A 21,725-nucleotide genomic window follows, 5' to 3' on the forward strand; every position below is an offset into this window, starting at 1 on the left:
ACCTCCATAACATCTGCATGAGGGGCTTTGGGCTAAACTTAACGCTTAGCTATCATTCAGTTGCTCAAGGAGGAGCTATGTTGTGTTCTAGTCGCCCTATGGTTATTGGGAGTATTGCTTTACTCCTGAGTTGGCTATCGCCTGCAGCGATGGCCGCCGAGTCGCCCGAGTTAATCGAGTCGTATAAGCCAGCTGAGCCGCCCAAGGCATTAACTGTTGAGGCAAATCAGTTGATGCCAGAACAGCTAAAATCAGAACCGCTTGAGCCAGCACAACGACTCCCGGGCATACAGTTGGCCGGGAGTCTCGAGGCCGACCGACCTATATCAGAGTATCTGGTGAGCGAAAAGTTCGATGGCGTCAGAGGCCGCTGGACGGGAGAACGTATGCTAACCCGCTCGGGGCAGGTTATTAGGCTCCCAGCTTGGTTTACCAAGGGCTTTCCGACGGAGCCCTTAGATGGCGAACTGTGGATTGCTCGCCAGCAGTTTGAGGCGATCTCAGCCCTGGTGCGTGATAAAGATGCCGACCCTGAGCGTTGGCGCGCCGTTCAATTTATGGTCTTCGATTATCCCACCATTGATAGTCCCTTTGCTGAGCGCTATGCCCTCGCCGTTAAACGCTACGCAAATTTGTCGCCTTTCCTGCAGATCATCCCTCAGTGGCGAATTCAAGACAGTCAGGCGCTGAACGCCGCCTTGGATGAGTGGGTGGCTCAAGGCGCCGAAGGGCTTATGCTGCATCACCAGGCTGCACACTATCACGCAGGGCGTAACGGTGACCTGGTAAAACTCAAACGCTATCAAGATGCAGAGGCCAAGGTTATCGCTTACTTCGAGGGGAAGGGCAAGTATAGAGGAATGATGGGCGCCCTAGAGGTCGAAACAAATGAAGGCATACGTTTTAAGTTAGGCACAGGATTCAGCGATGAGCAGCGCCGGCATCCTCCGGCCATTGGCAGCACGGTTACCTACAAGTATTATGGCCTCACCCACAATGGTGTGCCCAGATTTGCCAGCTTTATGCGGGTACGGGAGCCCTTGTAAGAACGCTAATTAAGTAAGAAAGGAAGGCTATGTCTAAGGTTAACTCTGTCCTATTTGTCTGTCTCGGCAATATCTGCCGCTCACCGACGGCCGAGGCTGTGTTTAGGGGGCTGCTCAGCGAGCGCGGCTTGTCTATCGGCTGCGATTCGGCGGGCACCTCTGCCTATCACGAGGGGGAGGGCCCAGACAGACGGGCCCGCTTGGCAGGCGAGCGCCGCGGACTCGATTTCAGCGGCATTCGCGCCAGAGGCGTGACAGATGAAGATTTTGAGCGTTTCGATCTTATCCTGGCGGCCGATAAGGCAAATCTTCGCGATCTGCGTGCGCGCTGCCCGGCTCACCATCAGTATAAGTTGGCGCTGATGCTCTCTTTTCTTGAGGAGGGAGAGCAGGAGGTGCCAGACCCTTACTATGGCGGCGATGATGGCTTCGAGCAGGTATTGGACTTACTGCAACAGAGCTGTGAAGGGCTGCTGTCACAGATTGCTAAGTAATTAAAATCAGCAGGGTTAATGAGTAGAGCTAAATTAAGCAGAGTTAGCCAAGTGGGGCCTTATAAGGTAAGGCTATAGAAGGCAAAACCGCTTACAACTGACGCCTATTGGAATAGTCCGAAGTGCATCTCCTTGCAAGCGGTGTAATGTCAGTATTTCAATCAGACAGCTTAGTCGTTATGACGAACGCCGGAACGTTTCAGGCGCTCGGCCTCTATTTTGGCCTGTTTCTCGGCCTCTTTCTCGGCCAGGATGCGAGCCACTTCCGCTTTCTCTGCCTCGGCCATCTCTGGAGTCTCCAGTGACAACTGGCCTATCTTACCCGAGCGGAACTCATGCAACAGGAGTTCAGAAGCTTTGTGCAGATCGATTCTGCCACCCGGTCTCAGCGCGCCGCGCTTACGGCCGATCGCTTCGAGCAGGCCGATATCGTCATTGGGTAATTCTTTAAGCTTATAACGCTCAAGCATGGCATCGGGATAGGCCTTGAGGAAGTATTCGGCGGCGAACATGGCCACATCTTCATATTCCATAGCCGTATCTTTGATGGCGCCGGTCACCGCCAGGCGATAGCCGCTGGCCTCGTTGTCTACTTTAGGCCAGAGAATGCCCGGGGTGTCTGACAGCACTATGCCATTTTTCAGATTGATACGCTGCTGGGTCTTGGTCACCGCAGGCTCATTACCCGTTTTGGCGATGACTCTTCCTGCCAAGGTATTGATAATGGTTGATTTACCTACGTTAGGGATCCCCATGATCATGGTGCGGATATCTTTCTCTATCTTGTCGCGACTAGGCACCAGCTTACGGCAGAGTTCGGGGACCTTACGCACCTGGGCAGCCTGCAAGGTGGTGATGGCCATCGCCTTTACCCCTTGCTCTTGCTCCAGATAGTCAATCCAGCGTTGGGTGATCTCGGGATCGGCCAGATCTGACTTGTTGAGCAGTTTGATACAGGGTCTGTTACCGCGCAAACTGGTGACCATAGGGTTTTCGCTGCTGTAAGGGATACGGGCGTCGAGTACCTCGATCACTAGATCGACCTGAGGCATCACCTCTGCTATCTCTTTGCGCGCCTTGTGCATATGGCCTGGAAACCACTGAATTGCCATCTCTGTACTCTGTCTCTGTGCAAATTTGGGGAGGGATTTTACCTTGATATGGCTTAAAAATCATAAATAAAAAGCGCCCTGAGGCGCTTTTTATCTTAGTCGAGGAGGTTAGATAACGCCTAATTCTCTCAGACGCTCCATCAGATAGCTGTCGGCGGTGTAACGCTCTGACAGGACCACCTCTGGCTTAGGATGTAGGAAGAGGGGCAGGGAGATGCGCGAGCGTGTTTTGTCGGCGCCTTCTGGGTTGACCACCCTGTGGGTCGTCGATGGGAAGTAGCCGCCCGATGCTTCTTGGAGCATGTCACCTATGTTGATGATCAGGTTACCGAAATCGCTCGGTACGTCTAACCATTCGCCCGATTTGGCTTTTACCTGCAGGCCGGGCTCGTTAGCGGCCGGCAACACGGTAAGCAGGTTGATATCTTCGTGAGCCGCGGCGCGAATGGCGCCTAGCTCTTCGTCACCCGACATCGGTGGATAGTGAAGGATACGCAGCAGCGTCTTGTGGCTGTTCTCGATCATCTTAGGCAGGGCGATAGAGTAATTGACCGCCACTTCTGCCGGTGTATGAGCTTCCACCCAACCTAACAGCTCTTCTGCCAATGCATTAGCTTCCTGGTAATAGCGCAGAATGTTTTCCCTGAGGGAATCGGGGATACGGCCCCATGGGTAAACATGGTAATACTCTTTAATGTCTTTAACCGTATGACCCTTAGCGGTTTCAGAAACATCGGCCGGGAAGAAACCGTCGTGGGTTTCTGGCTTAAATAGGTAGTCATGTTTCTCATCGCTATTGAAGAAGGCTTGCCACTCTTCATAGATGGTATCTACTAAGGCCTTGTCGATTGGGTGATTTGAGAGTACGCCAAATCCAGTTTCACGCAAGGACTCAACGAAGCGCTGGGCGCTGTCCTGAGCACGGTAATCTATTGTTTCTAATTTCATATTTTGTTTTCTTGTTATTGAACCCCGCAGGCAGTGTACCCCTGGGATCGCCTTTGAGCAATTGGGTGTGATAAAAATCACGTTTTCATTGTTTGGCCATAAGAAGAGGCTAGATCACCACTAATATTTTCATCATTAAAATCATAGGCTAGCTAATAAACAGCCGATAATTGATATAATCATGTAATAACCTACCTATTTACTAGGTCTTTTATCTGCTATTGTGAGTAGTGTGATCTTATTGACCCTAAGGGTCGTATTAGCGGTACAGGAGTGCAAGAGTCTTTAACTATGCGTGAACTAACGGAATTTGAGCGGTATGTGATTGAGAGCAAGGGGACCGAGCGCCCCTTTAGTGGCGAGTATAACCAGCATGATGCGCCTGGTGTCTATCACTGTAAGCGCTGTGATGCGCCTCTCTATCTGTCCGAGCATAAGTTTAACGCCCATTGTGGCTGGCCTGCGTTCGATGATGAGATCCCGGGGGCGATCAAACGCTTGCCTGATGCCGATGGGCATAGGGTGGAGATAGTGTGCGCTCAGTGCGGCGCGCATTTAGGCCATGTGTTTGAGGGAGAATACCTGACAGACAAAAATTTACGCCACTGCGTAAACTCTGTCTCCATGGTATTCAAAGGTGAAGCGACGCAGCAGAGCGATGACAGTCATATTCGCTGGGCGACCATTGGCGGTGGCTGTTTCTGGTGTCTCGAGGCGGTATTTAGTCAGCTCAGAGGCGTGATAGCGGTGAAGTCTGGCTATGCGGGGGGGGATGCTTCCAGCGCTAACTACCGCGCCGTCTGCGCCGGGGATACGGGCCATGCCGAGGTGGTACAGATAGAGTTCGACAGTCATATCATCAGCTTTGAAGAGCTGCTGGAGGTCTTCTGGCAGAGCCATGATCCCACTACGCTTAATCGGCAGGGTAATGATGTCGGTACTCAGTATCGCTCGGTGATCTTTGCCCATGACGATGAGCAGATTAGGGCCGCAAGTCAGATGATATCCAGGCTGACCGAGGCGAACATCTTCGATAAGCCCATAGTTACAGAGCTGGTGGCGCTGGATAACTTCTATCCCGCCGAGCCTTATCACGATGCCTACTTCGAGCATAACCGGCAGCAGCCCTACTGTCAGATGGTGGTCAAGCCCAAGGTGGATAAGATAAAAGCCCTGTTTAAGGAGCGGCTCAAGTCGGGCGGCGGATAATAAAAAAGGCGCATCATGCGCCTTTTTTGTTGCCAAGGTTTAGCCAGCTTATTTGGAGCTGGATGCCTTAAGAATCGAGTTTGTCGTCGGCCACCTTATAGTGGGGATCTTCTATCAGGTTGACCTCTACCAAGTCGCCCGCCTTATGCAACAGCTTTTTACAGTCATGGCTGAGGTGACGTAGATGCAGTCGTTTACCCGCACTCACATAGCGCTCGGCCAGGGTGTCTATGGCTTCGAGGGCTGAGTGATCGCACACGCGAGAGTTTTGGAAATCGACAATCACATCTTGTGGATCTGTCTTGGCGTGGAACAGCTCTAAGAACTCGGCGACCGAACCAAAAAACAGCGGGCCGTTGAGCTTATAAACTTTCCAGCCGTTGGCATCTTCGCTCACATCGACGTTGATATGTTTGGCGTGCTCCCAGGCAAAGACCAGCGCTGAGACAATAACGCCGACAAATACCGCAAAGGCGAGATCGGTAAACACTGTCACCACAGTCACCAGCACTATAACGAAGGCATCATGCTTAGGCACCTTACGCATCACCTTGAAGCTTGCCCACTCGAATGTGCCCAGTACCACCATGAACATCACACCCACAAGCGCGGCTAGCGGGATCATCTCGATCAGCGCCGAGCCGAACAGGATAAAGGTGAGCAGGGCGATGGCCGCCGTGATCCCCGAGAGTCTGCCGCGTCCACCCGAGTTGATGTTGATCATCGACTGTCCAATCATGGCACAGCCACCCATGGCGCCGAAGAAGCCACTGGTGATGTTGCCTATGCCTTGGCCGACACATTCCTTGTTGCCTTTGCCTCGGGTGCTGGTCATCTCATCGATCACCGTCAGGGTCAGCAGTGATTCGATAAGACCAACGGCCGCCAAGATAAAGGAGTAGGGCAGGATGATCGACAGCGTCTCCAGGTTAAAGGGCACTGAGGGAATGGCGAAGCTCGGCAGGTTACCGGCTATAGTTGCATGCTCGTCACCAGACATGGACTTCAAGAAATCCAGTACGTTGCGGGTATCGAGTTCGAAGTAGACCACGATGGCGGTCACAGTCAGTATCGCCGCCAGCGACGATGGAAACGCCGTGGTGAGCTTAGGCAGGAAGTGGATGATCGCCATGGTGAGGGCCACTAGACCCAGCATGAGGATCAATTGATCCTGTGGCAGCCAGGTTAACACACCGTTAGCGTCGGGGACCTTAAACTGGCCAAGTTGGGCCAGAAAAATCACTATGGCCAGACCGTTCACGAAGCCTATCATTACCGGATAGGGCACGATACGGATAAATTTTCCCAGCTTAAACAGGCCACAAGTCACCTGTATCAGGCCAGCCAGCACGACCGCCGCAAAGAGGTATTGCACCCCATGTTCGCTTACCAGTGCCACCATGACAACCGCCATGGCACCCGTGGCGCCAGAGATCATGCCGGGACGACCGCCGATAAGGGCGGTGACCAGTCCCATGATGAAGGCGGCGTATAGGCCGACCATAGGCTCGACACCGGCGACGAAAGCAAAAGCAACGGCTTCGGGGACCAATGCCAAGGCAACCGTGAGTCCCGACAACAGGTCTGCTCTGTGGCTGCTGGTTTTGTGACGAATAAGATCGAACATTTAGCCTCTGTTATTAATATGTTAGTTGAGTGATTTTCGGTCGCGCATACTAGCAAAATAGTGGCGCCAATAAAATAAAAAGCCATGCATTATTGCATGGCTTTTTTGACTTAAGGCTTAGTATACCTTAGGGACGTGCCATTTCCGAGTTTGCGCTGTTACCGCGTTTCACTGGCTCGGCCGACGCTTCTTTTGCCGTGGCTTCATATTGACGTCCCGATGGGGTGTCGACGAGCGCCCTGGCTTCTACCTCAGGTTTGGTCATGGTAGAACTCACCATGGAACCGAAGCGGCTGGTGGCCTTAGGCGCAGGCTTCTCAGCCTCGTCGCTAGCCGTCTCTTCTGGCTTATCCTCTGCTGGCGTTGCCTCAACTTTAGCTGCAGGTTTCACCTTAGCGGTTGGGGCTGGTACGGCTGCAGGCTTTGCCATAGGGGCTGATGCGGCGCTGCTCTCTTTGGCAGCAGGCGCTTCAGTCTTAGCTTCAGTTTCGACTTCAGGCGTCTCGACTGGCGCAGTTTCTACTGCTGCTGGCTCTTCGGCCTGCGCAGCGACGTCTTCTGCTTGAGGGGCCGCTTCTTGGCTGGCCTTAACCTCTTCAGGTGTGCTGGTTAGATCCAGCTCCGCCTGAACTTCCTCTTTCAGACTGGCTTTCGCCTCGCCTGCCAGTGGTAGGCTCTGCTGAGCTTCTTCTACAGAGGTTTCCTCTTCAGAAGCGACTTTGGCCTTAGGTGCACGACGTCTTGGCTTAGGCTTGCTCTCTTCTTGAGAAGCTTCTTCGGCGGCCGCTTTAGCAGGTGCTTCCTCAGCGACTGTGGTTTCGGTGACAGTCGTTTCGGTGACAGTCGTTTCAGCGACTGTAGTTACTTCGTCAGCCTCTTGTTTTACCGCTTCTTGCTCGGTCGCAGTTGCCTGTACTTCGCTAACGGCTTCAACAACGCTGCCTTCTTGCTCTAGCTGCTCACCCAGCAGAGGCGCAGTTTCCACCTCATTTGGAATGAAGGCGGGCTCGCCATTGTTAACTTCACCATTGCCTTCTTCATCGCGGCGACGACGTTGACCGGCGGCGCGCAGATGACGTGGGCTACGACGACTACGACGTTGGCCTTCTCTTGGCTCGCGTTTGCCTTCTGACTCGCCCTCTTGTGGTTGAGCACTAGCCTCTTCAGCTTGAGCTTCGTCTGCATGCGCTTCGACTTGTGTTGTCACTTCGGTATCTTTAGGCTCGTTTGCGGCTTGAGTCTCGACAGCTGGCTGCTCGCTGGCAGTGTCTTCATCGGCGACTTGCTCGGCTTGAGTCTCTTCCTCTAGCTTGTCGGCTTTATCCTGCTTAGGCTTGCTCTTACGTGGCTGACGCTTCTGACGCTGTGGCTTATCGTCTGCAGTGGCTTCTGCAGCTGGCACTTGTACCTGCTCGTCGTTGGCCTTCTCGGCAACTTCGATGGCGAGTGCGGCCTCATCGGCGAGCTGCTGCTCTGACTGCACGCGGACCTTACGGCGCATGTTGCGGCGTTGACGACGCTCGCGAGCGGCTTCTTGTTTTGGTTGCTGCGCTTGGCTTTCAGTGTCTTTGCTCTGACTCTGTGGCTTGTCGTCACGGTCACGCTTTTGGCGTTTCTCGTTACGGCTCTTCGCACTGCGGCTATCCGCGTCATCAGGCTTGGCACTGCGGCTGCGTTTGTTGTCTGTCTCTTTGCCTTCGTCGCGGCTCTTACGTGTATCGTTGCGACGGTTGTTGCGACGACTGTTACGGTTCTGCGCGTTGCGACGAGGCTGCTCTTTCTTGACCTCTTCCTTTGGCTGCTCTGGCTCACCACCAAACAGCTTGCCGATGGCGGCAAATAGCTTGGCGATCAAACCTGGCTCTTGAGCCTTTTCAGCTGGCTTGGCTGGTGCGGGAGCCGCCTGGGTTGGCGCATCCTTAACCGGCGTCGAGAAGCCTTTCAGTGCTGGCTCAGGTGATGCGGCGCGCTCTAGTTTGCGCGGCTCGTAGAGCTTAGACTCAGGCTGCTCGAGCAGCTTGTAGCTTGACTCGCTGATCTGATCGTCTTTGCGGTGACGGGTCACACGGTAGTCAGGTGTCGTCATGTTTGGATCTGGGATCACGTAGACTTCGACATCATGACGCTGCTCTGTGATACGAATGGCTTTACGCTTTTCGTTGAGCAGGAAGGCGGCGACATCGACAGGGACGATCGCTTCAATCTGAGAGGTGTTCTCTTTGATCGCTTCCTCTTCCATCAGACGCAGGATAGAGAGCGCCAGTGATTCGGTACCACGAATGGTGCCTTGGCCATGACAGCGTGGACACAGGTGCGCGGCAGACTCTTCCAGTGACGGACGCAGACGCTGACGCGACATTTCCATCAGACCGAAGCGAGAGATGCGTCCTAGTTGGACACGGGCTCTGTCGTGATGCACGGCGTCGCGCATTCTGTTTTCGACTTCGCGTTGGTGTCTGACCGGTGTCATGTCGATGAAATCGATAACCACCAGGCCGCCCAAGTCTCGCAGACGCAGCTGACGAGCAATCTCGTCGGCCGCTTCAAGGTTGGTATTGAGCGCAGTTTCTTCGATATCGCCGCCCTTAGTCGCACGGGCCGAGTTGATATCGATTGAGGTCAATGCTTCGGTTGGATCGATAACGATAGAACCACCAGAAGGAAGACGCACTTCACGCTGGAAGGCCGATTCGATCTGAGTTTCAATCTGGAAATGGGTAAACAGCGGTACTTCCGCCTCGTAGCGCTTGATACGATCGACAAAGTCTGGACGCACCAAAGCCACGTGTTGCTTAGCCTGTTCATAGATACGCTGATGGTCGATCAGGACTTCGCCCACGTCGCGGCGCAGGTAGTCGCGGATGGCACGTACGATAACGTTACTTTCCTGATGGATCAGGAAAGGTGCGGGGCGGTTTTGCGCCGCTTCTTCGATGGCAGCCCAGTGGTGCTGGAGAACCTTAAGGTCCCATTTCAGCTCGGCTGCGTCTTTACCTACACCGGCGGTGCGCACGATAAGCCCCATGCCTTGCGGCACTTCCAGCTCTGACATGGCCGCTTTTAGCTCGGTACGCTCATCACCTTCGATTCGGCGAGAGATACCGCCGGCGCGAGGGTTGTTTGGCATCAGCACCAGGTAAGAGCCTGCTAGACTGATGAAGGTGGTCAGGGCCGCGCCCTTGTTGCCACGCTCTTCTTTATCAATCTGTACTATAACTTCCTGACCCTCTTTAACCACCTCTTTGATGTTAGGACGGCCTTGGAAAGAGTAACCTTTAGGGAAGTATTCGCGTGCAATTTCTTTGAGGGGAAGGAAACCATGACGCTCGGCGCCATAGTCGACGAAAGCCGCTTCGAGAGAGGGTTCTACGCGGGTGATTTTACCCTTGTAGATGTTGGCTTTCTTCTGCTCGTGACCAGGACTCTCAATGTCGAGATCGTACAGTTGTTGCCCATCAACGAGGGCAACGCGCAACTCTTCAGACTGAGTCGCATTAATTAACATCCGTTTCATGATGACGTATTTCTTCTTAAAATAAGGTCATCAAACGTAGCTGTTGTCGATGCATTACGGGCCCAGAATGGTAAGTGGAGCCTCACGGCTTGGGTCTGGGCTAGGGTGCGCAATCTCTGTAAGACGCAATCGCTGCGTGTCGCACCCTATTTATGGCTTATTTTTTAAAATCGCTAAAAACAAGGAATTCGTTGTTAAACGTCAACCAACCCCATAAATTCTAATGTACTTTCCGGTAATGCCAAAATCGATAAGTGCTCGTCTGACGACAAGTTAATAGTAAACTTCGAAATTTGGGGGCGCTATTCTTAGAGAAACCACGTTGAAATGTGGCATTGATACTGTGTTTAGTCGTTTAAACTCGTTTTCTCGGTTTATTTTTATCCAACGACTTGTAAGTCAATCACTTACTACTCAGTAAAAATGGCTTTTAGTCTCCGCTCTTCGCGCCTGCATTGGGGGATTTGTGAACACTTTATTCACCATTTATCCCCATTGGCGTGGCAAATATAGCAACAATCCTGAAAATCAGCAAATGGAAAGGCACAAAACTTGTTATCTGATGTACAATGTGCAGCTTGAAAGAGACAAGGCGTAGCATGAACAATCAACAAGCGTTAAATAAAGTCGAACTGGTAACGATCGACGAGGATAACCTCGGCCAGCGAATCGATAATTTTCTGGTCACTAAACTGAAAGGCGTCCCTAAGAGCATGATCTACCGTATCGTGCGTAAGGGCGAGGTGCGCGTCAATAAGAAGCGGATCAAGCCCGAATATAAGCTGCAAGACGGTGATATAGTGCGAATCCCGCCTGTTCGCGTCTCCGCAAGCGAGGACAAGCCAGGCCCAAGTGCCAAGTTGACTAAGGTGTCGCAGCTCGAGGGGCGTATCCTGTTTGAAGACAAGGCCATCATAGTGCTTAACAAGCCCGCGGGCATTGCGGTTCATGGGGGCAGTGGCGTGGATTTCGGTGTGATTGAGGCGATGCGCTCGCTCAGACCGCAGCAGAAGTTTCTCGAACTGGTTCACCGCTTGGATAAGGAAACCTCGGGCGTCTTGTTGATCGCCAAGAAGCGCCGCGCGCTTAAACACCTGCACGATCAGCTGCGTTACAAGAAGATGCAGAAGGACTACATGGCCTTGGTTCGTGGAGAGTGGCAAAACCATGACAAGGTGATCAATGCGCCGCTGTTGAAACTCACCCTTAAATCGGGCGAGCGTATCGTGCGGGTCAACCAGGAGGGTAAACCCTCGGAAACCCGTTTTAAGATAATGCAGCGTTATCAAGGTGCCACCCTGGTGCAGGCCAGTCCGGTTACCGGACGTACCCATCAGATCCGTGTGCATTGCCAGTATGCCGGTCACCCCATCGCCTGTGACGAGAAATACAGCGAGCAGAAGTTCGATGATGCCATGCGCGAGTTGGGCCTCAATCGTCTCTTTCTCCATGCCGCCCAGCTGAAATTTACCCATCCGGTATCGGAAGAGGTGATGCAGGTGAAGGCGCCACTGGATAAGGCACTACAAGACTTGTTGAATAAATTGGATAAGGCATGAAACGTTACGATTTAGTGATATTCGACTGGGATGGCACCCTGATGGACTCGGTCAGCAAAATAGTGGCCTGCATGCAGCAGACCGCCAGGGAGCTGAGCATGATGGTGCCGAGCGAGCAAGCAATTCGCGACATCATAGGTCTGTCGATGAATGAAGCGCTAAATGTGCTTCACCCCAGCGCCTGCGAGCAGACCCGTCAGAATATGGTTAGCGTGTATCGCCAGCAGTATCTGCAGCTTAATCAAACGCCGAGCCCAGTATTTGACGGCGCCGAGCAGCTGCTCCTGTCTCTCAAGGCGTCTGGGCATCAACTGGCAGTGGCCACCGGCAAGGCCCGCGCCGGGTTAGACAGGGTGCTCAATGAGACAGGTTTTCATCAGCACTTTGTGGCCAGTCGCTGCGCCGATGAAGCCAAGAGTAAGCCTCACCCGCAGATGCTGCACGAACTGCTCTCACTGCTCGATGTTGTTCCCGAGAAGGCGGTGATGATTGGCGACTCGGTGCACGATCTCAACATGGCCAGCAATGCGGGAATCGATGGTATAGGAGTGAGTTATGGCGCCCATTCTGCGTTGAAGTTGCAAGAGGCCAACCCTGTCGCCATCGCCGAGCATCCGCTGGCGCTGCTACCACTCATCACTGGCGAGCCTCATTAAGCCGCTTACGGCGCTTGTTGCGGTACATTGATTTGTCCGCCAGACAGATAAGCGCCGAGACATCTCTCTGATCCGGCTCGACCCAGTGACAGCCGATACTGGCTGCGAGCCTAAGATGATCTCCCTCATGCCTAATGCCGTCGTCGAGCATCTGATTCAAGCTTAGGCAGAGTGTGGAGAGCGCGCGGCTTTTGTCGCTCTCATTTTGAGCGTCGAAGCTATGCAAAATGATAAACTCATCGCCGCCGATCCGCGCCACCATCTCAGCCTCGGGGCAGACCTTCCTTAAGATCTCGGCAACTTTCTGCAGTACCTTGTCACCAACCAGGTGGTTGTAGTTGTCGTTAATTAGCTTGAAATCATCCAGATCCAGATAGAGCACGGCGAGTTCTGCTTGGCTTTGGGGTTGGCTAGAGAGCATCTCGGCGAAGTGATTAAACAACGCCAGACGATTAGGCAGCTGGGTCAGCGAGTCATGAAAGGCCAGATATTCGCTTTGCTCTTTTGCCTTATGCAGCTCGGTAATGTTATGAGCCGAGACTATGACCCCGCTTATCTGACCATTTTCATCCTGGTGCGGATTGTGGTGGACGTTGAGGTATTGCGGCTCAGACACAGAAGGGGGATGGATGCGGGTCTGGGTGTTTATCGACTCTCCCGCGAAGGATCTGTCTAGCAGTGGCTTAAGGTGGGTCTCGAATATCGCCTTGCCGTGGATCTCGCTGGCATGCTTGCCGATGATCTCACTCGCATCACAGTTAAGCAGGTGCTCATAGCCTTTAGACACCACATGGTAGCGATAGTCGAGGCCGACGAAGGACATCATGTGGTGGGTCGATGCGATCATCTCCTTGTGCACCGACAATTCCCTCGACATCAGCAGGCGCTTGTACTCGATACCGATCCGCTGGGCGAGTAGCCGGAAAAACTCCCTCGACTTAGTGTTTTCCCGCTGGGGGAGGGTATCCATGACCAAGATATGCCCAATCGGGCCGCCTTCGTCGTCCAGGATCAATTCGGCCTGGTAGCTGACCGCGCCGAGATCTTTGATGAGCTGAAAGTCGGGAAAGCGCTGCTGCAGATCATTTGCATACAAGAGATGGGTATTGGGGTAGCGCATCTGATAGATGGCTTCACAGGGGGAGCCCATAAGATCAAATTCAAACCCGGGAATGGTTTGTTTCACGTCGCAAAAGGCGACCACCTCTATTTTCCCGCGATGAATCGAGGGGCGGGCGAAGGCCGCCCAGCGACACTGAGTCACCAGCGCGAGTGCTTTTAGGGCTCGCTGAAAAAATCGCTCGTCGATACAGGGGGCGGCGAGCAAGGCAAGCGCTTCTTCGAGATCGGTCATAATAACTAACCACCCAAATGCAATTGACTTCCTTGTCGCTAAGTTATTGGCGTATGAAAATCTTAAACTTCAAAGTAGCTAGTTTTTATCCGTTTGTGAAGCCTGGATTCAGTGAATAAAACTAAACATGCTTAATTGTGTGGAGCGAATGCCTGGTTGCGGGCTGCGGTATGGCCTTGCGAAGGCCTTTATCCTGGATTCGAATCTGCCAACCGTGGTGAAACCGGTTGGCACATACGTTCTGATGAATAAGTACTGGTGAATATCTACTTGTGAACAAGTAGGTGAATAGTGCTAGTGATTAAGGTCTGACGATTCACTATCAGCTATTAGCGGATAACCTTTATTTCTGCGCCGGCGCCAAGATGTCCACCCCTTGCTTAAGCAACATCTGGGTGAGGGCGATAAGAGGCAAGCCAACCAGGGTGTTGGGGTCCCGTCCCTCGAGGCGCTCAAATAGAGCGATGCCCAGGCCTTCAGATTTGAAGCTGCCCGCGCAGTAGAGCGGCTGCTCGGTGTCGACATAATACTGGATCTGTTCAGTCGTTAGCGCCCTGAAGTGTACGATGAAGGGCTCGCAGATCACCTCGTACGTCTCATCGGCCACGTTAAACAGGGCTAGGCCGGTATAGAAGGTGATGGATTTACCTGAGACGCGCTCGAGTTGTGCAATGGCGTTGGCACGAGTCAGCGGCTTACCTATGATGTCGCCATCGACCACGGCGACTTGATCTGAGCCTATAACGAGACCGCTCTGACGGCCCTGTGCACCCGCCTTGGCCTTGGCTAATGCCAGGCGGGTTACCAGTTGCTGAGCCGATTCGCCCGCAATCGGGGTCTCATCGACCTCAGGGGCGCAGGTGTCAAACTCGATAGCGAGTTTTTGAAGCAAAGACTGACGAAATACCGAGGTGGAGGCGAGTATGATAGCCGGGGTCATGGTTTAACCTTGTTATCTGTTATCTGTTATCTGTTATCTGTTATCTGTTATCTATTGCGGAGCAAAGCTTTATGTAAGTGGCGGCTATAATAAGCCATCTTGGGTAAAAATGCAGAATAGAGTCGTGTAGAAGACGAGATGGGCGAGTATAGTTTTCACGCAGTAGGCACAAAAATGAATGCATGCTTAGACCGACAAGCAAGGTGCGGACTATATTTAGGCAAGGGTAATAAAAAGAGGCGACTAAGGCCGCGCGAATGCTTCTATTTTAAGCGTGCGGGGCTTGAGTATCCATTGGCCCTTGGGTAAAATTTTCACTCCAACAATTTTTGAATTATTGATGGGTTTTATCGCTTTCGTTAACGGGATCGATAAAGGAGATAAATTTTCCTTTGACTCAAGGTAATTCAAACTATAATATGCGCGCCTTATGCAAACAGTAAAGATACCGGTTTCAATTGATCCTATACGCGCAGCGGCCAGCAAGCTTTCTTATGAAGGCATTGTACCCGGTGTGCAGCTAAAGCGATTAAATGAGTTATGTGCCGGCGACTGTTCCGATGTGGCAGTGTCGCTTGAATGTGGTGTAGATATACAGGGGATAGTCTACCTGAAAGGGAAGGCTGTGACGGAGCTCACTCTGATATGTCAACGTTGCATGACGCTTTTTACCACTGAGGTTACGGTCGACTTTTGTTTTAGCCCTTGCGGGTCTGAGGCAGAAATCGATGAGCTCCCGGATGCGTATGACCCTATTGAGTGCAATGAGATAGGTGAGATTCGTCTGCATCAATTGATTGAAGATGAATTGATAGTAGCTATGCCTTTGATCCCGATGCATGCAGAAGAAAGCTGCAGCAAAGGCGATCAAGATGTAGTAGTAGGCGAGATTGAACCCGCTCAAGAGGAGCGTCCAAATCCGTTTGCAGTGTTAGAAAAACTGAAGAGCAAGTAATCTAGGAGACAGGTCAAATGGCTGTACAACAGAATAAAAAATCTCGTTCAAAGCGCGGTATGCGCCGTTCACACGACGCGTTGAGCACTGCTCAACTGTCAGTTGATGCAACGAGTGGTGAACTGCACCGTCGTCACAACGTGACTGCAGACGGTTACTACCGTGGTCAAAAGGTTATCAACAAGTAATCTGTTGATTGCCGATGACTAATCTGACGCTTGCGTTAGATGCGATGGGGGGCGACTTTGGCCCCCGCATCACAGTGCCTGCAACCCTGCAGGCACTTCGCTTATATCCCTTCTTACACGTCATCATGGTGGGTGACAGGTCGCAAATCGAACCTCTGCTAAGCCACCTTGAATCTGATTTACTCTCGCGTATTGAACTCGTGCACACCACAGAAGTGGTGAAGATGTGCGATCGCCCCGTGCATGCGCTGCGCAACTGCAAGCAAAGTTCTATGCGTCTGGCGATCGAGCTGGTACGAGACAAGAAGGCTCAGGCCTGTTTAAGCGCGGGTAATACCGGGGCCCTGATGGCCATCTCCAAGGTGTTGCTCAAGACGCTTCCCGGCATAGATAGACCCGCCCTAGTTAGCTGCTTACCCGCGGTCAATCATAAACCCGTGTATCTGCTGGATCTCGGTGCCAACGTCTCCTGCTGCTCGGAAACCCTGTTTCAGTTTGCGGTGATGGGCTCGGTTCTGTGCGAGGCCGTGGATAAGAATCCTGCCCCTAAGGTGGCCCTGCTTAACGTGGGCATCGAAGAGATCAAGGGTAACGATCAGGTACAGCAGGCGGGACAATTACTGCAACAGAGCCCGCAGCTCAATTACGCCGGATTTATCGAAGGCGATGATATCTATTCGGGTAATGTCGACGTCATCGTCTGTGACGGTTTTGTTGGCAACATTACCCTGAAAACCTCAGAGGGGATAGCAAGGCTCCTCGTCCATCAGTTGAAGAAAGGCTTAACTCAAGGCTTTTTCGTACGATTACTGGCCAAGTTAATCGCCCCGCGCATTAATAGTGTTTTAAATCAGATGAACCCCGACCACTATAACGGAGCAAGTCTGATAGGATTGCGCGGAATTGTAGTAAAAAGTCATGGAAGTGCGGATGAATCTGCCTATTTACAAGCAATTAGTTTGGCAGTGACCGAAGCACAACGTCGACTCCCCAAGATGATCGAAGAGCGTCTTGAGTCGATCCTTTTAGACATAAATAACTGATATCTCCTTATGCATACAAAAATTCTCGGAACTGGTAGTTATTTGCCAGCGCAAGTCCGTAGCAATCAAGATCTGGAAAAGATGGTGGATACCAGTGACCAGTGGATTGTTGAACGTACCGGTATTTCAGAGCGCAGAATAGCCGCCGAAGACGAATCAGTATCAACCATGGGTTACGCCGCCGCTGTGCGCGCCCTGGAAATGGCTGGGGTAGACCCTAGCGAGCTGGATATGATCGTATGCGGCACCACGAGCGCCAATAACGCCTTTCCTGCCGCGGCCTGTGAAATTCAAGCGATGCTGGGCGTGCATACCATTCCGGCCTTCGATGTCGCCGCCGCCTGCTCAGGCTTTGTCTACGCGTTGTCGGTTGCCGATCAGTTTGTGAAGACGGGCGCGGCCAAGAAAGTCTTGGTGATTGGCGCCGATGTTCTGTCACGTCTGTGTGAGCCTGAAGATCGCACCACCATCATTTTGTTCGGTGATGGCGCCGGGGCCGCCGTTGTGGGCGCGTCAGAAGAGCCGGGCATCATCTCGACCCATATCTACGCCGATGGCCGTCAAGGCGATCTGCTCAAATGTTCCTTCCCGCCAAGAGCCAGTGAGTCTTCAGAGGCCGTCGGCTATATGACGATGAAGGGTAACGACGTCTTCAAAGTCGCCGTGACTCAACTTTCTCATGTGGTCACAGAGACGCTACGTATCAACCAGATTGATAAATCTGAGATCGACTGGCTGGTGCCTCACCAGGCGAACTTCCGCATCATCAAGGCGACCGCCAAGAAGCTCGATATGAGCTTGGACAAGGTGGTATTGACCCTGGCCAAACATGGTAATACCTCGGCTGCCTCTGTGCCTATCGCCCTGGATGAGGCTGTGCGCGACGGACGTATTCAACGTGGTCAGCTTCTGCTTCTCGAGGCCTTCGGTGCCGGATTTGCCTGGGGCAGTGCGCTCGTTCGTTTTTAGTCGATTTTAGTACTAGAATACATTGATTTAGTAAAGGTATATAAAAATGGAAAAGATTGCTTATGTCTTCCCTGGGCAAGGTTCTCAGGCCGTAGGCATGTTGGCCGACCTGGCGGCGGAACATGACGTCGTCGGTCAAACCTTCGCCGAAGCGAGCGAAGTGTTAGGCTATGATTTATGGCAACTGGTACAAGAGGGACCAGCTGAGTCTCTGAATCAGACCGATAAGACCCAGCCTGCATTGCTTACCGCAAGCGTCGCCATCTGGCGCGCGATCCAAGCCACCTCTGCATCTAAGCCAGCCCTGCTTGCCGGCCACAGCCTGGGTGAGTACTCGGCGCTGGTATGTGCCGGTGTTATCGATTTTAAAGACGCTGTTAAGTTGGTTGAGCTACGTGGTCAGCTGATGCAACAGGCGGTGCCTGCTGGCACTGGCGCCATGTTTGCGATTATCGGTCTGGATAACGACGGCATCGCTAAAGCCTGTGAAGAGGCGGCCCAGGGTGAGGTGGTTGCACCGGTTAACTTTAACAGCCCTGGTCAAGTGGTTATCGCCGGTGAGAAGGCGGCGGTTGAGCGTGCGGCGGATGCCTGTAAGGCGGCCGGTGCCAAGATGGCCGTTGCCTTGCCTGTGAGCGTGCCGTCTCACTGTCAATTGATGAAGCCTGCGGCGGATGAACTGGCCAAGGCGCTGGACGCGCTAAGCTTTAGTGCGCCTAGCATTCCTGTTGTCAACAACGTCGATGTCGCTACGCCTGAGTCAGTCGAAGCCATTAAAGATGCCCTAGTGCGTCAGCTTTACTGCCCGGTCAGATGGTCTGAGACCGTTGAGAAGATGGCGGCAGACGGCGTTAGTCAGCTGGTCGAAGTGGGCCCAGGTAAGGTGCTTACCGGACTGGCGAAAAGAATTAATAAATCGCTGAGCGCGAAAGTGGCAAATGATACTGCCTCTGTTGCCGCGCTGAGTGAATAAGGAGTAATAGATGAGTTTCAATCTAGATTTAACCGGCAAGGTTGCCCTGGTAACTGGTGCTAGCCGTGGTATTGGCCGTGCGGTCGCCGAAACATTGGTTGAGGCCGGTGCGCTGGTTATCGGCACCGCGACCAGCGAGCGCGGCGCAGCTGCTATCCAGGAATATCTGGGTGATAAAGGTCATGGATTAGTATTAAATGTCACCGATAGTGAGTCAATTGACCATTTATTTGCCTCGATCAAAGAAAAAGTCGGTGAAGTTGATATTCTGGTAAACAATGCGGGTATCACGCGCGACAATCTCTTGATGCGTATGAAGGAAGATGAGTGGACGGACATCATAGATACCAACCTGACCTCTCTCTATCGCACCTCAAAGCAGGTGTTACGTGCAATGATGAAGAAGCGCAGTGGCCGTATTATTAACATTGGCTCTGTTGTAGGCACAATGGGCAATGCAGGTCAGACAAACTATTGCGCAGCTAAGGCTGGTTTGATTGGATTTACAAAATCTCTTGCAAGAGAGGTTGCATCTCGTCAAATAACAGTGAATGCTATTGCTCCTGGGTTTATCCAGACCGATATGACGGATGAGCTGACGGAAGAGCAGCAAAAAGGTATTATGTCACAAGTTCCTATGGAAAGACTGGGACAGCCGCAAGAGATTGCAAATGCTGTACTGTTTTTAGCATCGGATTCAGCGGCTTACATCACAGGGGAAACTCTGCATGTAAACGGCGGCATGTACATGGTTTAAACGTCGGTTATAACAACTGACTGATTTTGATTGATTTTTGGCGTAGACTTACGTAGGTTTTGTGGTTAGACCACAAAAGTTAAGCTTGCATTGTGTGCCAAATTGAATAAACTACTCGCAATCTTACGCAAGTGCGTAATTTGAATAGGAAAGAAAACTAATGAGCAACATCGAAGAACGTGTAAAGAAAATCATTATCGAGCAACTGGGCGTTAAAGAAGAAGACGTAAAACCAGCAGCATCTTTCGTTGACGACCTAGGTGCAGATTCTCTGGACACCGTTGAGTTGGTAATGGCTCTAGAAGAAGAGTTTGACACTGAGATCCCTGATGAAGAAGCTGAAAAGATCACTACTGTTCAAGCAGCGATCGATTACGTTTCTAAGAATCAGTAATACTGAATTCTCTAAAACAGGCGGCAATTATGCCGCCTGTTTTTGTTTGAGGGCTAGCAGCAGGAGAGGGCGGATGCCCGCCTGGGTTTCCTGTGCTATAACCTAATAAGCCTTGTTTTTCCGGTCTCTTTTGAGGCCTCCCATCTTATTCTAGTGAAAGGTGAAAACGTGTCTAAACGTCGTGTAGTCGTCACAGGTATTGGTCTCGTGACCCCTGTGGGCAATACCGTAGAGGCGTCCTGGAAAGCCCTGCTTGCGGGACAGAGCGGTATCGCACCGATAACCAAATTTGATGCCAGCGAGTTCTCTACTCGTTTTAGCGGCTCGGTCAAAGATTTTGACGTAGAGCAGTACCTGCCAAAGAAAGAAGCCCGCAAGATGGATCTCTTCATCCAATACGGCATGGCGGCAGGTATCCAGGCGATCCAAGATGCCGGTTTGAATATGGAAGTGGAAGATCCCACCCGTGTTGGTACAGCCATCGGCGCCGGTATGGGCGGTATGCCGCTGATCGAGGCGGCCCACTCAGCCTTGCTAAAGGGCGGTCCACGCAAGATCTCGCCATTTTTCGTGCCGAGCACCATCATCAACATGATCGCTGGTCACCTGTCGATCAAGTACGGCATGACAGGCCCTAATTTCGCGGTTACCACCGCCTGTACCACGGGCGTACATAATATCGGCTTTGCCGCACGTACTATTGCTTACGGCGATGCCGACGTCATGATTGCCGGTGGCGCAGAAGATGTGACCTGTCCGTTGGCCGTCGGCGGCTTCGGTTCGGCCAAGGCACTGTCGACTCGTAACGAAGATCCTGTCGCCGCAAGTCGTCCTTGGGACAAAGACAGAGATGGTTTTGTCATAGGTGATGGCGCTGGCATCATGGTGATGGAAGAGTATGAGCACGCTAAGGCGCGCGGTGCGACCATCTATGGTGAGCTGGTTGGTTTTGGTATGAGCGGCGACGCCTTCCATATGACCTCGCCACCGGCCGATGGAGCTGGCGCTGCCCTGGCGATGGAAAATGCCATCAAAGATGCGGCTATCGACAAGCAGCTCGTGGGTTACATTAATGCCCATGGTACTTCTACGCCAGCAGGTGATAAGGCCGAGGCCTCTGCGGTGAAGAGTGTGTTTGGCGACCATGCCTACAACCTGCTGGTCAGCTCGACCAAGTCGATGACAGGCCACCTTCTCGGCGCGGCTGGTGCAGTCGAGGCGATCATCACCTTGCTTGCACTGCGCGATCAGATGATCCCGCCGACCATCAACCTGGATAATCCAGACGAAGGTTGCGATCTTGATTTCGTGCCCCATACGGCACGTAGTCACGCGTTCGATTACGCCCTGTGTAACTCGTTCGGCTTTGGTGGCACTAACGGTTCACTGCTGTTTAAACGTGGCGAGTAAGCCTCGGTTTTTAAGTAAAAAAGCACCTTAATGGTGCTTTTTTTATGTTTGAATGAAGGCGAAATGGCGCCGGGATGAAGCTTAATTCATCTCTCTTGGCAGCGACGAAATCAGGGCGGATAATCTGGCTCTGTTAACTTCACTCTGATGGTGTCAAAGTGTTAAATCCTGTCGTTGTTCCGTTAATGCCCTTGGTTGGTCTACTCACCGCTAACCTCAATGGACTCATTCGTGGTGAGCATTCCTTAAGCCTACCGGTAGGCCTCAAGACCTTCATCCTTGCCTCTGCCGCCTTTGCCACTGTGTGGTTTGCGCTGCTGGTCACCGCCATCTATAGCGGCGGAGAGACCAACCTGGCAGCTGGCGTCGAGGTACTTGTGCTGTTCCTGCTGGGGATCGGCCTGTATCGTTTCGTCAAGGTTTCAAGCATTTTTGGCGAGCAAGCCCTGCTTTGGCTGTTTCGCCTGAGTCTACCGCTGATCCTTGCGGCCTGTCTTGCGGTGATCAATTGGGGATAATTGCGCTAATCGCATGATTCTTAGTTACTATCGCCAAGGTATTTGCAGTACACTTTAGT

Annotated in this window: 20 protein-coding genes; 14 read left to right on the forward strand and 6 right to left on the reverse strand. The window is 52.4% G+C overall.

Annotation, left to right across the window (positions count from 1 at the left end; all coding sequences use genetic code 11):
* The first annotated feature begins 233 nt into the window (after window positions 1-233).
* Both SHEW_RS08240 and SHEW_RS08245 read left to right on the forward strand, forming a co-directional pair.
* The gene (locus SHEW_RS08240; protein WP_011865386.1) at window positions 234-1,046 is read left to right on the forward strand and encodes a DNA ligase; all 813 of its coding nucleotides are present in this window, start codon (window positions 234-236) and stop codon (window positions 1,044-1,046) included.
* Between the two features lie 29 nt (window positions 1,047-1,075).
* Entirely contained in the window at window positions 1,076-1,540 is a 465-nt protein-coding gene (locus tag SHEW_RS08245; protein ID WP_011865387.1) for a low molecular weight protein-tyrosine-phosphatase, read from the forward strand.
* A gap of 170 nt (window positions 1,541-1,710) precedes the next feature.
* On the opposite strand, the gene ylqF is transcribed toward SHEW_RS08245, so the two are convergent.
* Both ylqF and SHEW_RS08255 read right to left on the reverse strand, forming a co-directional pair.
* The gene (gene ylqF, locus SHEW_RS08250) at window positions 1,711-2,652 is read right to left on the reverse strand and encodes a ribosome biogenesis GTPase YlqF (RefSeq protein ID WP_011865388.1); all 942 of its coding nucleotides are present in this window, start codon (window positions 2,650-2,652) and stop codon (window positions 1,711-1,713) included.
* A gap of 108 nt (window positions 2,653-2,760) precedes the next feature.
* Complete coding sequence (locus tag SHEW_RS08255) at window positions 2,761-3,600, reverse strand: isopenicillin N synthase family dioxygenase (RefSeq protein WP_011865389.1); 840 nt, start codon at window positions 3,598-3,600, stop codon at window positions 2,761-2,763.
* Between the two features lie 291 nt (window positions 3,601-3,891).
* Between SHEW_RS08255 and SHEW_RS08260 the strand changes: the two genes are divergently transcribed.
* Window positions 3,892-4,809: a bifunctional methionine sulfoxide reductase B/A protein gene (locus tag SHEW_RS08260; protein WP_011865390.1), complete on the forward strand. Its 918-nt coding sequence runs from the start codon at window positions 3,892-3,894 to the stop codon at window positions 4,807-4,809.
* Between the two features lie 67 nt (window positions 4,810-4,876).
* Here SHEW_RS08260 and SHEW_RS08265 read toward each other — a convergent pair whose 3' ends face one another.
* Both SHEW_RS08265 and rne read right to left on the reverse strand, forming a co-directional pair.
* A complete protein-coding gene (locus SHEW_RS08265; protein ID WP_011865391.1) occupies window positions 4,877-6,436 on the reverse strand; it encodes a SulP family inorganic anion transporter in 1,560 nt (519 codons plus the stop codon).
* A gap of 127 nt (window positions 6,437-6,563) precedes the next feature.
* On the reverse strand, window positions 6,564-9,950 hold the full coding sequence (gene rne / locus SHEW_RS08270) for a ribonuclease E (protein ID WP_011865392.1): 3,387 nt from the start codon (window positions 9,948-9,950) through the stop codon (window positions 6,564-6,566).
* Between the two features lie 599 nt (window positions 9,951-10,549).
* Here rne and rluC point away from each other — a divergent pair.
* Window positions 10,550-11,509 (forward strand): 23S rRNA pseudouridine(955/2504/2580) synthase RluC, encoded by a 960-nt coding sequence (gene rluC / locus SHEW_RS08275; protein ID WP_041406594.1) that lies wholly within the window; start codon window positions 10,550-10,552, stop codon window positions 11,507-11,509.
* Window positions 11,506-12,165, forward strand: coding sequence for an HAD-IA family hydrolase (locus SHEW_RS08280; protein WP_011865394.1), 660 nt, complete (start codon window positions 11,506-11,508; stop codon window positions 12,163-12,165). The genes rluC and SHEW_RS08280 overlap by 4 nt, the downstream gene beginning before the upstream one ends.
* Here SHEW_RS08280 and SHEW_RS08285 read toward each other — a convergent pair.
* Together SHEW_RS08285 and SHEW_RS08290 are read right to left on the reverse strand one after the other, a co-directional pair.
* On the reverse strand, window positions 12,146-13,519 hold the full coding sequence (locus SHEW_RS08285; RefSeq protein ID WP_011865395.1) for a sensor domain-containing diguanylate cyclase: 1,374 nt from the start codon (window positions 13,517-13,519) through the stop codon (window positions 12,146-12,148). The genes SHEW_RS08280 and SHEW_RS08285 overlap by 20 nt on opposite strands.
* A gap of 343 nt (window positions 13,520-13,862) precedes the next feature.
* Entirely contained in the window at window positions 13,863-14,459 is a 597-nt protein-coding gene (locus SHEW_RS08290) for a Maf family protein (RefSeq protein ID WP_011865396.1), read from the reverse strand.
* A 430-nt stretch (window positions 14,460-14,889) separates the two neighbouring features.
* Between SHEW_RS08290 and yceD the strand changes: the two genes are divergently transcribed.
* From yceD to SHEW_RS08330, 9 genes are all read left to right on the forward strand, one after another.
* On the forward strand, window positions 14,890-15,414 hold the full coding sequence (gene yceD / locus SHEW_RS08295) for a 23S rRNA accumulation protein YceD (protein WP_011865397.1): 525 nt from the start codon (window positions 14,890-14,892) through the stop codon (window positions 15,412-15,414).
* Between the two features lie 17 nt (window positions 15,415-15,431).
* A complete protein-coding gene (gene rpmF / locus SHEW_RS20370) occupies window positions 15,432-15,602 on the forward strand; it encodes a 50S ribosomal protein L32 (protein WP_011865398.1) in 171 nt (56 codons plus the stop codon).
* 14 nt (window positions 15,603-15,616) lie between these two features.
* The gene (gene plsX / locus SHEW_RS08300; protein ID WP_011865399.1) at window positions 15,617-16,645 is read left to right on the forward strand and encodes a phosphate acyltransferase PlsX; all 1,029 of its coding nucleotides are present in this window, start codon (window positions 15,617-15,619) and stop codon (window positions 16,643-16,645) included.
* Between the two features lie 9 nt (window positions 16,646-16,654).
* Window positions 16,655-17,614 (forward strand): beta-ketoacyl-ACP synthase III, encoded by a 960-nt coding sequence (locus tag SHEW_RS08305; RefSeq protein WP_011865400.1) that lies wholly within the window; start codon window positions 16,655-16,657, stop codon window positions 17,612-17,614.
* A gap of 46 nt (window positions 17,615-17,660) precedes the next feature.
* Entirely contained in the window at window positions 17,661-18,587 is a 927-nt protein-coding gene (gene fabD, locus SHEW_RS08310; protein WP_011865401.1) for an ACP S-malonyltransferase, read from the forward strand.
* 10 nt (window positions 18,588-18,597) lie between these two features.
* Window positions 18,598-19,344 carry a 3-oxoacyl-ACP reductase FabG gene (gene fabG / locus SHEW_RS08315; RefSeq protein WP_011865402.1) on the forward strand — a complete coding sequence of 249 codons (747 nt, stop codon included), beginning with the start codon at window positions 18,598-18,600 and terminating at the stop codon, window positions 19,342-19,344.
* Window positions 19,345-19,504: 160 nt separating this feature from the next.
* Window positions 19,505-19,738 carry an acyl carrier protein gene (acpP, locus tag SHEW_RS08320; RefSeq protein ID WP_011865403.1) on the forward strand — a complete coding sequence of 78 codons (234 nt, stop codon included), beginning with the start codon at window positions 19,505-19,507 and terminating at the stop codon, window positions 19,736-19,738.
* A 168-nt stretch (window positions 19,739-19,906) separates the two neighbouring features.
* Entirely contained in the window at window positions 19,907-21,148 is a 1,242-nt protein-coding gene (gene fabF, locus SHEW_RS08325; protein WP_011865404.1) for a beta-ketoacyl-ACP synthase II, read from the forward strand.
* Between the two features lie 158 nt (window positions 21,149-21,306).
* Window positions 21,307-21,666 (forward strand): hypothetical protein, encoded by a 360-nt coding sequence (locus tag SHEW_RS08330; RefSeq protein ID WP_041406596.1) that lies wholly within the window; start codon window positions 21,307-21,309, stop codon window positions 21,664-21,666.
* The last annotated feature ends 59 nt before the right edge of the window (window positions 21,667-21,725 follow it).

The organism is Shewanella loihica PV-4 (assembly GCF_000016065.1).
Classification (GTDB): Bacteria; Pseudomonadota; Gammaproteobacteria; order Enterobacterales; family Shewanellaceae; genus Shewanella; species Shewanella loihica.